The sequence below is a fragment of the Microbacterium sp. NIBRBAC000506063 genome (assembly GCF_017968845.1).
GTDB lineage: Bacteria > Actinomycetota > Actinomycetes > Actinomycetales > Microbacteriaceae > Microbacterium.
In genome coordinates this window covers 746790-761559 of sequence record NZ_CP072876.1, presented here as the reverse complement: position 1 = coordinate 761559, position 14770 = coordinate 746790, and the positions used below count along the sequence as shown (strand labels likewise).

At 69.0% G+C, this 14770-nt stretch carries 19 protein-coding genes and 2 pseudogenes; 11 read left to right on the top strand and 10 right to left on the bottom strand.

Features of this window, described 5'->3' with window-relative positions; genetic code table 11:
- The first annotated feature begins 12 nt into the window (after positions 1-12).
- Together KAE78_RS04330 and KAE78_RS04325 are read left to right on the top strand one after the other, a co-directional pair.
- Complete coding sequence (locus KAE78_RS04330; RefSeq protein WP_223171936.1) at positions 13-627, top strand: hypothetical protein; 615 nt, start codon at positions 13-15, stop codon at positions 625-627.
- Between the two features lie 66 nt (positions 628-693).
- Positions 694-1491, top strand: coding sequence for a hypothetical protein (locus tag KAE78_RS04325; protein WP_223171935.1), 798 nt, complete (start codon positions 694-696; stop codon positions 1489-1491).
- Positions 1492-1495: 4 nt separating this feature from the next.
- Here KAE78_RS04325 and KAE78_RS18375 read toward each other — a convergent pair whose 3' ends face one another.
- Both KAE78_RS18375 and KAE78_RS04315 read right to left on the bottom strand, forming a co-directional pair.
- On the bottom strand, positions 1496-1627 hold the full coding sequence (locus KAE78_RS18375; RefSeq protein WP_317451860.1) for a hypothetical protein: 132 nt from the start codon (positions 1625-1627) through the stop codon (positions 1496-1498).
- Between the two features lie 378 nt (positions 1628-2005).
- Positions 2006-2993 (bottom strand): annotated as a pseudogene (locus KAE78_RS04315) (malate dehydrogenase).
- Positions 2994-3038: 45 nt separating this feature from the next.
- Between KAE78_RS04315 and KAE78_RS04310 the strand changes: the two are divergent.
- From KAE78_RS04310 to KAE78_RS04300, 3 genes and pseudogenes are all read left to right on the top strand, one after another.
- Positions 3039-3917, top strand: coding sequence for a neutral zinc metallopeptidase (locus tag KAE78_RS04310; RefSeq protein WP_223171934.1), 879 nt, complete (start codon positions 3039-3041; stop codon positions 3915-3917).
- Between the two features lie 269 nt (positions 3918-4186).
- Positions 4187-4318, top strand: a pseudogene (locus tag KAE78_RS19400) (ArsR family transcriptional regulator); the annotation flags it as partial.
- Between the two features lie 448 nt (positions 4319-4766).
- Complete coding sequence (locus KAE78_RS04300; RefSeq protein ID WP_223171933.1) at positions 4767-6248, top strand: MFS transporter; 1482 nt, start codon at positions 4767-4769, stop codon at positions 6246-6248.
- A 2-nt stretch (positions 6249-6250) separates the two neighbouring features.
- On the opposite strand, the gene KAE78_RS04295 is transcribed toward KAE78_RS04300, so the two are convergent.
- From KAE78_RS04295 to KAE78_RS04275, 5 genes are all read right to left on the bottom strand, one after another.
- A complete protein-coding gene (locus tag KAE78_RS04295) occupies positions 6251-6478 on the bottom strand; it encodes a hypothetical protein (protein ID WP_223171932.1) in 228 nt (75 codons plus the stop codon).
- 94 nt (positions 6479-6572) lie between these two features.
- Entirely contained in the window at positions 6573-7085 is a 513-nt protein-coding gene (locus KAE78_RS04290) for a hypothetical protein (protein WP_223171931.1), read from the bottom strand.
- Positions 7086-7148: 63 nt separating this feature from the next.
- Positions 7149-7451: a hypothetical protein gene (locus KAE78_RS04285; protein ID WP_223171930.1), complete on the bottom strand. Its 303-nt coding sequence runs from the start codon at positions 7449-7451 to the stop codon at positions 7149-7151.
- 5 nt (positions 7452-7456) lie between these two features.
- Entirely contained in the window at positions 7457-8092 is a 636-nt protein-coding gene (locus tag KAE78_RS04280) for a hypothetical protein (protein WP_223171929.1), read from the bottom strand.
- A 237-nt stretch (positions 8093-8329) separates the two neighbouring features.
- Complete coding sequence (locus tag KAE78_RS04275; RefSeq protein WP_223171928.1) at positions 8330-8593, bottom strand: glutaredoxin family protein; 264 nt, start codon at positions 8591-8593, stop codon at positions 8330-8332.
- Between the two features lie 92 nt (positions 8594-8685).
- Between KAE78_RS04275 and KAE78_RS04270 the strand changes: the two genes are divergently transcribed.
- A complete protein-coding gene (locus KAE78_RS04270) occupies positions 8686-9180 on the top strand; it encodes a glycosyltransferase (protein ID WP_223171927.1) in 495 nt (164 codons plus the stop codon).
- Positions 9141-9845 carry a GtrA family protein gene (locus KAE78_RS18370; RefSeq protein WP_317451911.1) on the top strand — a complete coding sequence of 235 codons (705 nt, stop codon included), beginning with the start codon at positions 9141-9143 and terminating at the stop codon, positions 9843-9845. The genes KAE78_RS04270 and KAE78_RS18370 overlap by 40 nt, the downstream gene beginning before the upstream one ends.
- Before the next feature lie 6 nt (positions 9846-9851).
- Here the strand turns inward: KAE78_RS18370 and KAE78_RS04260 are convergent, their stop codons facing one another.
- Positions 9852-10307, bottom strand: coding sequence for an adenylyltransferase/cytidyltransferase family protein (locus KAE78_RS04260; RefSeq protein ID WP_223171926.1), 456 nt, complete (start codon positions 10305-10307; stop codon positions 9852-9854).
- Positions 10308-10459: 152 nt separating this feature from the next.
- Here KAE78_RS04260 and KAE78_RS04255 point away from each other — a divergent pair, with 152 nt between their 5' ends.
- Both KAE78_RS04255 and KAE78_RS04250 read left to right on the top strand, forming a co-directional pair.
- Positions 10460-11812 carry a phenylacetate--CoA ligase family protein gene (locus KAE78_RS04255; protein ID WP_223171925.1) on the top strand — a complete coding sequence of 451 codons (1353 nt, stop codon included), beginning with the start codon at positions 10460-10462 and terminating at the stop codon, positions 11810-11812.
- 94 nt (positions 11813-11906) lie between these two features.
- On the top strand, positions 11907-13010 hold the full coding sequence (locus KAE78_RS04250) for a YveK family protein (protein ID WP_223171924.1): 1104 nt from the start codon (positions 11907-11909) through the stop codon (positions 13008-13010).
- Positions 13011-13021: 11 nt separating this feature from the next.
- Here KAE78_RS04250 and KAE78_RS04245 read toward each other — a convergent pair whose 3' ends face one another.
- Entirely contained in the window at positions 13022-13222 is a 201-nt protein-coding gene (locus tag KAE78_RS04245) for a hypothetical protein (protein WP_223172541.1), read from the bottom strand.
- Positions 13219-13410: a hypothetical protein gene (locus KAE78_RS04240; RefSeq protein ID WP_223172540.1), complete on the bottom strand. Its 192-nt coding sequence runs from the start codon at positions 13408-13410 to the stop codon at positions 13219-13221. Before KAE78_RS04240 ends, KAE78_RS04245 begins: the two co-directional genes overlap by 4 nt.
- A gap of 649 nt (positions 13411-14059) precedes the next feature.
- On the opposite strand from KAE78_RS04240, the gene KAE78_RS04230 reads away from it, so the two are divergent.
- Entirely contained in the window at positions 14060-14218 is a 159-nt protein-coding gene (locus tag KAE78_RS04230; protein WP_223171923.1) for a hypothetical protein, read from the top strand.
- Positions 14219-14450: 232 nt separating this feature from the next.
- Positions 14451-14594: a hypothetical protein gene (locus KAE78_RS04225; protein WP_223171922.1), complete on the top strand. Its 144-nt coding sequence runs from the start codon at positions 14451-14453 to the stop codon at positions 14592-14594.
- The last annotated feature ends 176 nt before the right edge of the window (positions 14595-14770 follow it).

The window sequence follows — 14770 nt, the reverse complement described above, 5'->3', positions numbered from 1 at the left end:
ATGGTCGGACTCGTGGCTGCGGTGGCCTACGGCTGGCTCCTCATTCCGTACCGCGGCTTCACCTTTCCCCCAGAGGTCGTGCTGCAGGTGGCCCCGGTGGCGTTCGTCGTCGCCATTGTCCTGTTGACGAGTGCGCTGCTCGCGGCATCCGTCACGTCCCCGACGCAGGCGCTCTCCGCGCTCGTGATCTCCGTCACTGCAGGCGCCATGATCGTTTTCGTAGCCCTTTACCGGCTCGTCGCCGGGGCGTCGGCGCCGCCGGAGCTGAACGATGGGCAGCGGCTGTGGTGGTTCGCAGGTGCCGCTGCTCTCGTGTCTCTGCTGACGGTCTTGTCTCTGAGGCTTCGGCATCGGCGTCTTCGCCAGGACGCCGCGGCTGGCGTCGTGTGGAGCGGTGATCGTGCGATCCAGCGGGAGAGGCGACGGCTGCTCGTCGAGGCGCATCGGCTAGCGGCACGTGCGCCGGACCCGGACTCTCCTGCCGTCTCCGGATGGGAAGAGGCACTGAGCCGGCTTGATGTCTCAGCTGACGCACTCGCGCAGGCACGAGAACTCGGTGCGGTGTCTTGGCTGACCTGGGTCGCCTACGACGGCGAGATCGAGACATCGACCTTGCGCCTTGGCTGAGTGATCAGCCTATGATGCGATCGCGCTGGCGATGACCTGGGTGGAGCGCAGGGAGGAGCCGGCGCGGTGACGAGACGGCTGCACGGGGAGCGTGCCGAGGTCGCTCGGCTGGCAGGAGTGGCCGCCGACCTCCTCCGGCGGCGTCCGGAGGTCGCAAGGCGTCTCTTTCCGGATCTCTCCGCGCTCTCGCCACAGCCCGAGCCGGAGACGAAGTCTTCTCGGCGTCCGGGATTCTGGGCGTGGGTGACGCTGATGTGCCTGTGCCTGCTCGCCGCTGTCACCGCGGTATCGCTGGTGGGCCCCTACAGCAGCAGGACTCGGTGGATTAGTGCGGAAAGAGCGCTCGAGATCGGGATGCCGGCGGTGATCATCGCGGTCGTGCTCGCCGTGGTGCTCGTGGTGGTGCGGCATCCGGTCGGCTACGGAAGGGTGGCGACGATCGTCACGGGGGTTGCGGCGGTGCTGGTTGCGGCGCTGTGGAGCTACCGCCTGATCGTCGGCAGTGGCGACGGCCGGGACTTCAGCGATGTCGACCTCACCGGCTGGGCGATCTGGACCGGCGTCCTCCTCGTGCTGATGGTGCGGTTCGCGCGTCGATATCATGAGGCTCCGCCGGACGATGTGCTCGCGCGTGACACGGCGAAGCAGCGGCGGCGAGCGGCGAAGGAGCTCTCCCGGTACGACTTCACTGTCGAGAATCCGACGGTGCGTCAGGATGTGGAGTGGCGAGGGCGGCTTGCCGCGCTCGAAGGAGAGATGAGCGCGGAGGTGCTGGCCCAGGCCAAGAGACTCGGCCCGCGTGCCTGGCTGGTCTGGGCGGTGGCGGAGGGCGCGCTGGACCCCGCCACGCTGCGCCTGCGCTGAGCGATCAGTGCGTGGCGTTGGCGAGGTGCCGCGAGTCGTGGCTGAGCACCTTCACGATGATGCCGCGACGGGAGAGCTCGGCGACGGTGCGGGTGGCCTCGTCGGCATCCGGCCCCAGGGCATGGATGTTCGCCACGACGAGGATGTCGCCCTTCTGCAGGGTGTCGATGAAGCGCCCCAGGCGCGCCTCCCACGACTCGAGGATCTCGGGGCCGGATGCCGGAACCCCTCGATCGGCACGCCGAACCGCGTCAGGTCGTCGCGCTGCTGCACGACCGGCGGCATGTCGTCACGGGCGACGACGAGACCGACGAGGCGTGAGTGATCGGGGCGTGCGGCCCACCAGAAGCGGTCGGTGAGCAGCTCCTCGAAGCACTTCGGGCACTCCGTGGCCGCGTGCGGCAGGTGCAGCGGGCTCGTCTCGACCGATTCGATCGGACTCTCGTTCTCGCCGCTCATCTGCGCCTCCCGGTGTGTGCCTCTATTCTGCCCTGTCTCGGCCCGCTGCGCCCGCTCAGAGTGCGCCGAGGGCGCGGACCGCATCGCGCTCGGCGATGAGCTCGTCGACGGACGCCTGGATTCGCGCCCGCGCCCACTCGTCGTGCTCGAGTCCTTCGACGATCTGCCAGCGGCCGTCCGCCGCGCGCACCGGGAACGAGCACACGAGGCCTTCCGGCACCCCGTACTCGCCGCGCGAGACGACGGCTGCGCTCGTCCACTCCTCGGTCCCGTGGGTCCAGTCGCGCACGTGCTCGATCGTCGCGTTGGCGGCGGAGGCGACCGAGGAGGATCCGCGCACCTCGATGATCTCCGCCCCGCGCCTCGCGACGCGGGGGATGAAGGTCTCCTCGAGCCAGCCGCGCACATCACCCACGCGCTCGGCGAGGGCCTCTTCGACCGGTCGGCCATCGACGGTGGCATGACTGATGTCGGGGAACTGCGTCGCCGAATGGTTGCCCCAGATGGGCACGCGCCGGATGCTGCGCACCGGAACGTCCAGCGCGAGCGCGAGCTGCGCACGGGCCCTGTTCTCGTCGAGCCGGGTGAGCGCGCTGAAGCTCTCGGCAGGCACTCCGTCGGCGGATGCCGCGGCGATGAGCGCGTTCGTGTTGGCGGGGTTGCCAACCACGGTGATCCGGACATCGGATGCCGCATGCTGCGCGATCGCCGCGCCCTGGGGCCGAAGATCCCGGCGTTGGCGGCGAGCAGGTCGCCGCGCTCCATCCCGGGGCCGCGGGGCGTGCGCCCACAAGCAGTGCGTGGTGGCATCCGTCGAATCCCACGGCCGGGTCGTCGGTGACCTCGACGTGCTCGAGGAGGGAGAAGGCGCCGTCCTGCAGCTCGAGGGCCGCGCCCTCAGCGGCTTTCAGTCCTTGCGGGATCTCCAGGAGCCGGAGCCGGATCGGTTCATCGGGTCCGAGCATGTCGCCGGCGGCGATGCGGAAGAGGAGCGCGTAGCCGATCTGTCCGCCGGCGCCGGTGATCGTGACGGTTGTGGTCATGGTGCCGAGCCTACGCCGGTCGCGGCGGCGGAGTACTCTCTTGCCATGACCTTCAACCCGAACGCCGACGTCAGCGGCAACAAGGCTCGGCACCGCGGACGCAACACGGCGATCGCCGGAGGCGGAGTCATCGGCCTCGGCGCGATCGTCGTGCTGCTGATGAACATGTTCGGCTTCGGGCAGTTCACGCCCCTGGTCGAGGGGATCCTCGGCGAAGGGCAGCAGGGCCAGGAGCTGCCCGCGTCGGAGATCGCGCAGTGCGAGACCGGAGCCGACGCGAACGCCGACGACGGCTGCCGCATCGCCGCGGCATCCCTCGCCATCGACCAGTTCTGGGAGGAGAACGTCACCGGCTACCGTCCCCCGACGCTCACCGTCGTGGCAGGCTCGACGTCGACGCCCTGCGGCACGGCCTCGAACGCGGTCGGTCCGTTCTACTGCCCGGCGGATGAAGGCGTCTACGTCGATCCGACCTTCTTCGCGCTTCTGCGGCAGCAGTTCGGGGCCTCGGCGGGGGAGCTCTCCCAGCTTTACGTGCTCGCCCACGAGTACGGGCATCACATCCAGAACATCACCGGAACCATGCGCGAGTACCCGAACAACGGCACGGGGCCTTCGAGCAACGGCGTGCGCATGGAGCTGCAGGCCGATTGCTACGCAGGCGCCTGGGTCGGGGCGATGACCGAGCAGCTCGACCCCAACGGCGTACCCTATCTGGAGGCGCCGACCGAGCCGCAGATCGCCGACGCGCTCAACGCCGCCGCGACGGTGGGCGACGACCACATCCAGTCGCAGTCGGGGATGGTCAACCCGGAGAGCTGGACGCACGGCTCCAGCTCCCAGCGGGAGTACTGGTTCGCGACCGGGTACCAGTACGGCCTCGCCCAGTGCGACACCTTCGCGGTGCCCGCCGGCGACCTCTGACCCGCGCGGGTAGGCAACGGTCGCTGAGCCGGTCGAAGCGCCCGTGTTCCCGGGAGTTCGGGCCCTTCGACAAGCTCAGGGACCGAACCCCCGGTCGTTGAGCGAGGCCGCGCGCAGCGCGCCCGAGCGCCGTACTGAGCGAGCGAAGCGCGTCGAAGTGTCGAAACGCAGCACGCTCGCAAACACACCGATCGCAGGGCTCCGCCCGCGCACATCCTTATCCTAAAGAACTCTTACGAAAGAAACCTTTAGAGTCGTACACTCGACGCATGACCGAGAAGAACAGCGTCTCCGACCCGGCCCGCATCCGTGCGCTCGCGCATCCGATCCGGCTCGAGCTGCTCGACATCATCACCGAGTCGCGCGAGGCGACCGCGACCGAGTGCGCCGAGCGTATCGGCGAGTCGGTCGCGAGCTGCTCCTTCCACCTCCGGATGCTGGCGAAGTACGGCTTCATCGAGCCGGCTCCGCGCCGCGGGCGGGAGAAGCCCTGGCGTCCCGTGAGCCACAGCCTCGACGTGCGGCCCTCGCCGGACGCGCCGGGCTCGGTGCCCGCCGTCGCCGAGCTCGCGGCGCTCTCGCTCGAGCGCGCCACCTCCTACACCCGCGCCTTCCTGCAGAACCTCGACCGCGAGCCCGCGGAGTGGATCGACGCCATGACGGTGACGCGCTCGACCTTCTGGGCGACCGCTGAAGAGATGGCCGAGCTCAGCAAGGAGATATGGGCGCTGACGGAGCGCTTCGCCGGCCGCCAGGACGACCCTCGCTCCGTCCGGAGGGCGCGCGCCCCAGCCGGCTGTTCGCGACCGTCCACCCCGATCTTCCGTCCCGCGGTGAGGAGAGCGACTCATGACCGATTCCGCCACCACGACGGCTCCCGGGCCGGCATCCGCACAGGCCGGCCGCTGGACGCGGCGCTGGCCCGCGCTCGCCTCGCCCGGCTTCCGCACGCTCACCGGCGCCTGGGTGTTCACCAACCTCGCCGACAGCGCGCTGTTCCTCATGGCGGCGGTGTGGGTGAAGGACCTCACCGGATCCGACAGCCTCGCCGGGCTCGTCTTCGCCGCCATGGGGCTCCCGGCGCTCTTCGCGCCGCTGCTCGGCCACCTCGCCGACCGCATGTCGCGCAAGACCCTGCTCGTCCTGTCGAACGCCGGGATCGCGGTGCTGCTGCTCGCGCTCCTGCTCGTGCGCGACCCGGGCCACGCCTGGATCATCCACCTCGTGATCTTCTTCTACGGCACCGTCGGCTTCCTCACCGCCTCCGCGCAGTCGGGCCTCATCCGCGACCTCCTCCCGGACTCCTCCCTCGCCTCCGGCAACAGCCTGCTGTCGATGGTCGACCAGAGCTTCCGGCTCCTCTCGCCGATCATCGGTACCGTCATATACGCCTTCGCCGGCCCCTACGCCGTCGTCCTGGTGACCGTCGCGCTCTTCGCGATCGCGGCCGTGCTGCTCATCCGCGTGCGGGTCACGGAGTCGCCCGTGGAGGAGCCGGATGCCGAGAGCTCCTGGTGGACCGAGGTCACCGCGGGGTTCCGCCATCTCGCCCGCACCTCGCCGCTCGGCCGGCTGACCGTGCTCGTCGCGATCGCGTTCGGGGTCACCGGGCTCGTCAATGTCGCGGTCTTCCCGCTCATGGAGCAGGGGCTGGGAGTGAACCCCGAGATGCTCGGACCTCTCGTGAGCGTCCAGGGCGTCGGTGCGCTCCTCGCTGGAGCGACCGCGACCTGGGTGATCGGCCGCGTGGGCGAGGCGCGCACCGTCGGCATCGGCCTGGGCCTGGTCGGGCTCGCGGTCGCGGCGATCCTGCTGGAGTCGCTGCCGGTCGCGCTCGGCGCGCTCGCTCTCCTCGGCGGCGGCGTGACCTGGGTCGTGATCGCCTACGTCACGATGCGCCAGCGCCTCACGCCGCCCGTCTGCAGGGGCGCACCTCGGCGGCGGCGAACATGGCGTTCAACCTGCCCCAGACGTTCTTCACGATCTTCGCCGCCGGGATCCTGGTGTTCACCGATTATCGGATGCTGGTGCTCGCCACCGCGGTCATCCTGCTCGCCTCGGCGGCCTTCACCCCGTGGCGCCGACGCGCCTGAAGGGCCAGCTCGGAGACGCCCCCGATCAGCGCCTCCGCAGCATCCGAAGTCCTCGACAGCTGTCGTCGGTACGCGCGGAACGCTGCGGCAACTACTGACGAGGAGTCGGGATTCCGCTGAAAGTCCTCGACAGCCGTTGCCGGGTCGAGCGGGCGGATGCGACAACATGTGTCGAGGAGTCGGGAGGTCGGATGCGGGTGAGCAGCATCGCCCAGGCACAGAGCGCCGCGATGGGTAGGTCTACGCCCGCATCGCGAGTGCGAGGGTCTTCAGCAGGCGCGGCACGTTCCGGTCGATGCGGAAGCGCGTGAGGCCTTCGCTGACCGCCGCACCGGTGCGCGACGTGACGAACCAGGGCGGCTTCGGCAAGATCGTCCGGCGGCCGCCGGTGAGCGAGCGCGGGAACTCGCGGAACGGCCCGCGCACGACCGAGCGCTCCACCCCGTCCAGCAGCAGTGCGTTGTGCACGACGCCGAGCCCGCTGCCGACCTGGGCGAGCGTGTTGCCGGGTAGGCGCCCCAGGTCATCGTCGGGACGATGAAGCCGAGCGCCGTCCAGGCGTTCACGGCGATCGTGCCGTAGTGCAGCCGGGTGATCGCCCGCTCCAGACCCGGCCCGAGCGCCTTCTCGGTCGCCGGGTCGATGAGGAGGTTCGCCCCGAGCGTGCCGTGCAGCTTCTCGTTGGCGTGTGCGACGGCGGCGTCGAGGAACGCCTGGCCGGTGCCGGGCAGGGAGACCACGCCGAGCACCGGCGCGAAGTACTCGGTCGTCTGGAGCTTTGCGGCATCCGACGGATCGGTCTCGACGAGCAGCCGGTCGGCGAGCTCGAGCGCCCCGGGTAGGCGTCGAGCGCCTGCTGCATGCGATCGTCGGAGCCGGGGTACCAGATGGGCCGTTCGGGAGCGGTCGCGTAAGCGCGGCGGAGGGCGGCGAGGAAGGCGTCGCGCTGCGCCCAGTCCTCCGACATGATCACGACCTGCCCGGCGATGCAGTTGTGGCCGCTGTTCTGCAGTCGCATCGTGGCGACGTGCTCGGCCTGGTAGGCGAGGTCGGCGTCCGTCCACTCGCCCGGCACGACGATGATGGGGAGACCCCGCCCAGCTCGGCGGTGATCGGCGTCTTCAGCAGCGGGCGGTCCTCACGGCGGCGGCGGTCGGCGGCGGCGCCGGTGCCCCACACGATCGCATTGAAGGTCGCCTCGGAGCCCGTGATGTGCACGTGCGAGAAGCCCTTGTGCTTCGTGAGATACGCCCCACCGCCCGTCGCCGGAGACGATGCGCACCAGTCCCGGCTCGATGAGCGGCGCGAGGGCGTGCTCGAACGCGGGCTTGAGGGCATCCTGCGTCGGATTGAGCTTGAGCAGCGCCACGCGATTGTGGGCGAGCAGCTCGTAGAGCACATCGAGCACCGGGATCGAGGTCACGTTGCCGGCGCCGAGCACGAGTCCTACGCCACCGGATGCCGCAGGCGTGCGCTGCGCGAGACCGGCCTTCGCCCGCGCCTGCCCCGGGGTGATGCCCGGCTCCAGCCACACCTCGCCGCTGAACCCGGCGAGCAGCAGCTTGTCGTCGCCGGTGATCGGGAAAGCATGCACGCGGGTGCGCCCGCCGGGCGCCCGATCGATGCGGACACCGTCGAGGGGTTGCGGCCGTGGGCGATGCGCGTGAGCGTCTCGACGTAGGCGTCGAGCGCGCCCAGGACCGCATACGGTCCGCTCATCCACTCCTCGCCGCGCAGAGGGTGTCCTCCGTGCAGGCCTTTCGAGTCGGCGGCGACGTTCGCCCACTCCTCGGCGACGGCGGCGACGTTCGTGCGCACCGCCTTGAGCAGCGTCGCACGCTGATCGACGGTGATCGCGCGCCAGGTGCGCTCACCCGCCTGGAGGTCGGCGATCGCTCGGTCGAGTGCGGCGTGGACGGGATCGGATGCGGCGGCGCGCTTCGCCCGGGAAGGCGCCTTCGCGGCATCCGCCTTCTTCGCCCGCGCGGGCGCGGTCTTCACTTCGACGCGCTGCGCTTGCTCAGTACGGCGCTTCGCGGCGGTCTTCTTCGCAGCAGCGGCCGGCTTGGCGGACGGAGTCATCGGCGCCTCCTTCGAGCGGGGACTCCAGCCTACGTCGTCCGCCGCGCGGCGGCGTAGGGGTGCATCCGGTCGCGCATTTCTGGGACCGGTCCCGCGCACTCAGCCTTCGGCGTCGCGCACCGTGTCTTTCCGGGACCGGTCCCAGAAATGCGGGTCGTGAGGGTGGGGGCCGCCGGAAGCGACGACCGAGGGAGGTGGGATCGCCCGCGACGAGGAACGACGGAGCGCGGAGCCCGATCAGATCAGCGAGAGCTCGCGCAGCTTCGCCTCGACGTCGGCGTTGGAGGGCTCGACGTGGTGCGTGGCATCCGGGTACACGACCACCGGGATGTTCGTGCGACCGGAGATCTCCTTGGCGATGTCGGCGGCGGCGGGCTCGGCGACGAGATCGACGTAGGTGTACTCGATCCCCAGCGCGTCGAGCTGCTTCTTGGTGCGGCGGCAGTCGCCGCACCACTCGGCACCGAACATGGTGATCGCGTCAGCGGCAGGAGTGCTCATGCCTCCAGGATACCGTCGCGTGCGCGGGCGGGCGCCGGGCATGAAACGATGGATGTCGTGCTCTGCGGAGCGCGCGGACGAGGAGGAGAAGCGTGGACGCAGCGAAGGCCGTCACGGTCATCGTGCCGACGTTCAACGAGCGCGAAAGCGTGTCCGAGCTCGTCGCGCGCACGACCGCCGCGCTGGCCGGGTACGACGCCGAGATCCTCTTCGTCGACGACAGCACCGACGATACCCCGGCCGAGATCGAGCGGGTCGCATCGGATGCCGCGCTGCCGGTCAGGCTGCTCCGGCGAGACGAGAACGTCGGTGGCCTCGGCGGTGCGGTGGTGGCCGGTCTCGGGGCGGCATCCGCCGATGTCTGCATCGTCATGGACGGCGATCTGCAGCATCCGCCGGAGATCCTCCCCGCCTCCTCGAGCGGCACGCGCGGGGCGACGCCGATGTCGTCATGGCCTCCCGCTACATCGGTGGCGGCGACTCGACCGGACTCGGCACGACGATCCGCTTCGGCGTCTCGAGGGTGTCGACCGTGCTCACCAAGGCGATGTTTCCGCTGCGGCTGGCGGGCACGAGCGACCCGATGACCGGTTTCTTCCTCGTCGACCGCAGCCGACTGGATCTCGACAGGCTGCGCCCTCAGGGGTTCAAGATCCTCTTGGAGATCCTCGCGCGCACCGACCTGCGCAAGGCCGAGGTGCCCATGGCGTTCGGGGAACGGCGGCACGGCACCTCGAAGGCGACCTTCCGTCAGGGCGCGACCTTCCTCGCGCACCTCACGCGTCTGCGCTTCGGCAAGATGTCGGGGTTCGCGCTCATCGGGCTGTTCGGGGCGCTCGTGAACCTCGGGATCATCTGGGCGCTGACGAGCATGGGCGTGGGGTACATCTGGGCGGCGATCGTCGGTGCCGAGGTGACCATCATCGGCAACTTCCTGCTGCAGGAGCGGTTCGTCTTCCACGACATGCGCGACCGCGCGGCGGGCCTGCGAGTGCGGTTCCTGTCGTCGTTCACCTTCAACAACGTCGAGGCCGCACTGCGGATCCCGCTGCTGGCGCTCATGGTCGAGACCTGGCATCTGCCGGTCGTGCTTGCCGCGGCGCTCTCACTCGTGGCGGCGTTCCTGGCGCGGTTCCTCTTCCACGCGCTCGTCGTCTACCGGCCGCGCCGTGGTGAGCCGAGGGCGGACACGGCGACGCAGCGCGTCATCCGCGCGATCGACGAGCAGGCCATGCGACCGGGCGAGCTGTAGCCCCGCTCAGGTGAGGACGGCCATCTCGGCCGGCGACGCGACGCCGTTGATCACATCCAGCGCCGTACGCAGGCGCGTGCTCGACGTGTGCGCGGTGTAGGGGAAGTAGACGACCTCGACACCGACGGTGGCGAATTCGCGCTCGAGCATCCTGCCCTTCTCTGTGCCGCGCCAGTCGTCGCCCTTGAAGAAGTGCGTGAAGCCGACCTCGCGCCAGGTGTCGAGCTTGCTCGGCACCGTCTCGACGTGCACGTCGTCGACGAAACCGATCGCGCGGACGATCTCGACGCGCTCGGCGGTCGGGATCACCGTTTCGATGCCCTTCGAGACGCGCAGCATCTCGTCGCTGACGACCCCGGCGATCAGAAGATCGCAGTTCTCTTTGGCGTGCCGAAGCAGATTCAGATGCCCGACATGGAACATGTCGAAGGCACCGGCGGCATAGCCGATACGTGTCCCCATGATCTCCCCAGATCACAAACTCCCCAAAAAGCGGATCCCCATCCGCCAGCGGCTCCCACAGCCGCATCTCGTCATGATACCCGGTGTGCGGGATTGTGCACGGGAATCCGTCGAATCACGAGCACCGGCGCAAGCGATACCATCGGTGCACCATGATCACCTCGAGGCCGACAGTCAAGCAGCGGATCTTCGCGATGAAGTCGCGCCTGCTCATGCGCGCCGATCGAGCAGCTCTTCGCGACATGCTGGCGGCCGAGCGACTGGAGCCGGGGAGGGCGCGCGAACTTCGCGACCGCCGCAGCGCGAGGATCGCTCGGCACGCCTTCGACAACTTCGATTTCTACCGCGACAAGTACGGTGCGGCCGGCTTCACCGCGGCAGATCTCGAGGATCCGCGCAACTTCGATGCGCTGCCACGGCTGACCAAGGACGAGATCGCCGACTATGCGGCATCCGTCGACGGCACTGCCCGTGATCGACTGCCGTCGCGCACCGGAGGCAGCACGGGCAGGCCGCTGCTCGTCTACAACGATCGCCAGGCGCCGGTGGCGGCCCTCTGGTGGCGGATCTACTCCTGGTGGGGCGTGCACCCGGGTGATGACGCCGCCTTCATCTACCGGCAGTCGCGCACAGGCGCGAAGAGACTGCTGTACGACCTGGAGTGGTGGCCGACGCGGCACCTGCTGCTGGACGCGAGAGGGACGACACCGGAGGCCAGGGAGAGGTTCGTCCGGCAGGTCCGGCGCACGCGCCCTGCACTTCTCGTCGGCTACGTGGAAGCCGCTTACGACTTCGCGGCGAGCATCGCACCGTCCGAGCCGCTGCGCGGGCTCACAGCGGTCTCCGTGACGGCGTCGATGCTGCAGGCGGGGCAGCGCGAGTTCATCGAGTCCCGGCTGGGCGCGCCCGTGTTCGACACCTACCGCAGCGCGGAGGTGCCGTGGATCGCGGCCGAATGCGCCGCACAGGACGGCCTGCATGTGCTCTCGGACCGGCGCAGGGTGGACATCGTCGGCGCCGGCGATCGGATGCTCGCCCCCGGACAGGTCGGCGATGTGCTCGTGACCGATCTCGACAACCGTGCCTTCCCGCTCGTCCGGTACGCTATCGGCGACCGGAGCTCGGTCATCGAAGGCGCGTGCGCGTGCGGGAGGTCGCTCGACCGCATCACTGCGCTCGACGGAAGGATCGCCGACGTCCTCCGTTCGCCGAGCGGCCTCGTTGTGAGCGGGGGACTCGGCGGAATCTTCAACCAGTGGTCGAGAACGGTGACGAGCTTCCAGATCCGTCAGGGGAACGACTATCACGTGGACCTGCTCTACGTCTCGCGTCCGGGGGAAGACGGCGCGGAAGCCGCATCGACCGTGGCGCGGATGCTCGAGGGCTTCCTGGGCAACGAAGTACCGGTGACGCCCGTCGCCGTCGAGTCGATCGAGGCGGTCGGCGGCAAAGCGCGTCTTGTGATCTCCGACGTCGAGCCACCACCCGCCGCGAAGCGCCGATAGGTGGAGCTTGTAGACTGCAGGGTAACGCTGGTGTCTTGCTGAAGTTCGTCTCGCAGCTGAGACACAGTCGTAACCGAGGGAGCGGGAGGCGCCGGTGGCGGCACATTGGACGCTGGAGGACCTCTATCGAGGCCTGATGAAGTCGTGGTGGGTGCTGGTGCTCACAGTGATCGTGTGCGCCGGTGGCGGGCTCCTGTCCTTCGCCCTGTACCCGCAGACCTACACGTCCTCGGCTCAGCACACCGTCGAGCCGATCAGCGTCCTCTCGTCGGGGACGGCATCGTCTTCGGTGAACATGGAGACCGAGCGCGTCGTCGCCACGTCGACCGCGGTCCTCGAGCGCGCTTCGGAAGCACTCGGAGGCACATCTGTCGCCTCGTTGCGCAATGCGACCGTGATCCAGGTGCCGCGAGGCTCGCAGGTCCTCATCTTCGAGGTGACCACGCGGGACCCTCAGCGTTCCGCCGACTGGGCGAATGCGATGGCGACTGCGTACGGAGAGCAGCGAACCGTCAACGCGCGAACCGTCGTGGAACAGGCGGTTGAGGATCTCACCGGTTCCATCCAGCAGCTTCGGGCGCTCGCCGACTCGCAGCCGGCCGACAGCAGCGAACGTGCTGCGACTCAGCAGCAGTTGCAGGCGCTTCTCGATCAGCAGGCGCGTCTCGCGGCGATGCCCTTCTTCTCGGGGATCCTCATCACACCGGCCACAGCGACGACCGATTCGAATCGACCCTCGGTGCTCGTCTTCGTCGCGGCCGGTCTGTTCCTCGGACTACTGCTGGGCGGCATTGCGGCACTCCTCGTCTCCCGCTATCGCAGCGCCCCGGAGCGGATCTACAGTCGGGGAAAGAAGACGCAGGCGAGCGTCCTGGCCTCCGCTGCGTCGGATGCGGTTGCGGATGCGGATGACGGGGTGATCGTGGCCGATGCCCAGCGGGACGAGGGCGACGACACCCAGAGCGAAGCGGCTGAAGCCGACGTCGTCGAGGACGATGACATCCTCGACCTGGATTCCATCGAAGAAGCCGAGCTCAACGACGCCGAGTCGGAGACCGAAGACAGCACCCAAGACGCCACGGAGAAGTCCGGTGACGACATCGACGAGGAGCCGCTCCCGTCGGGGAGCGGCTCTCGTCCGATGCTGGCGGGCGAATCCGTCGTCATCAAGGCGGTCAAGGGCCAGTCCGCCTCATAGGCGTTCGGCGGTCAGTTCCCCTCGTAGGTCCACATGCGCACGTAGTCGATCTGGAAGTCCAGGTTCTGCGTGGCCTGCTTGTTCGAAGGGTCCGGGATGCCCCAGTACAGGGCTGATGGGCCGACGTGAAGATTCAGGCGCATGTGCAGCGGTGTGCCGAAATAGCGCTGATCCCACAGGTTCGGATGCGTCGCGGGAGTGACTCGCGTCAACTCGACGCCATCGACGATGATCGCCGCGTACGAGGGGTGTACTCGAAGGCGTAGGTGTGGAAGTCCTGCCACACCTTCGACGGGCCGCCGATCTCGGAGTGGGTCCATGCGTACTTGGCGTTGGAGCCGGGGGTCGATGTGTGGGTGTGAACGGTGGTCGTCGCGGTGTCGATACGCTGGTCGCGCATGCCTCGCTGGTCGTATCCCAGGCCTCCATGATGTCGATCTCGCCTGACTGGCTGTTGCGCAGCCAGAATGCGGCCAGGGACCCGTACGTCTGCGGCCCCGTCGGGGTCTTCGCGCGGATCTCCCAGCGTCCGTATTGCTGGGCGACCGACACATCGCCGGTGCGCAGCGAACGCTGGTCGAGGTAGCCCGTCTTATGCCAGATCTCCCGGGGCCCGGCCTGGTTGGCCGGCCTCGCCACGGGATTGTCGAGCCAGTCAGCGCGAATATGCAGGATGCCGTCCTCGACGGTGACCTGACCGCGGTCGACGACCGCCGCATCGGGGAGCAGCCCGAGGTCGTCGCGCCCGCGAACGTTCCACTTCTCGGGGTCGACGGCCGGGCGGTTGGTCGCCGGGTCGACGTAGCTGAACTCGTCACGCCACGTCGGCTCGCCCCATCCGGGACATTCGCGTCGGGCAGGGTCGTGGCCGGCGGAGCCGGCTCCGGAGCGGGTGCCGGAGCCGGAGCGCTCGGCTTCGGTGCGGGCACGCTCGGCTGGGGTCCGGTGTGGGCTCGAGGCTCGGCTCGGGGGCGGGTGCCGGTGCGCTCGGGGTGGGATCCGGCGTGGGCGCGGGGGTCTCGGGCGCCACGTCGACGCGGTCGAGACGGGTGATCGATGCGTCGAAGGAGATGTTGTGGGTGGCGCGCCAGTTGGAGGCGACCTGGAAAGAGACCACGTTCGTCCCCGGCTTCCAGAATCGCTTCGGCACGGTGAAGGTCACCTGGTTCTGCTTCGCGTTGGCCGTCTGGGGCGCCCGCGTCGCGTAGGTCGTCGGAGTGACCGCCCCGGGCGACGTTGCTGCGTCCGACCTCACGTCCGTTGACATAGGCCACGATGCCGTCGTCGGCCCATGTGGTGATCTTGGCTGTCTCGGGCAGGTCGCGGGTCAGCGTGACGTCGGTCCGGAAGTAGGTCGCCAGTGGGGCAGAACCGCTGAAGGGCGTGAGTACGGTGTTGACGTGACCGATCCCGATCCCGCGCGCGAACGGCGCGGTTCCGGTGGGCCAATCCACATTTCCCGTTCGCCAGCGGGATGTCGGGGCCGTCGTCGAGCTCCAGTACGACCACTCGGATGCGGCCGGCAACAACTCCTGCTTGACCCAAGAGACCTGGGTGCGAGGTGCGGCGGCATCGCCGGCGTGAGCGGGAAGTGCGAAGCCGGTGATCGCGATGGTGACGATTCCGGCGGCGGCGGTGAACAGTTTCAGGGGGAGTTTTTGCGCTTCATACCAGGGTTTTTATGCAGGTGCTCCCGGTTGCCGGGTGCATGCCGGTCGAGACCTGCTTCGGGGTTGCAGGGGAGTATGCCAGGTGAACCT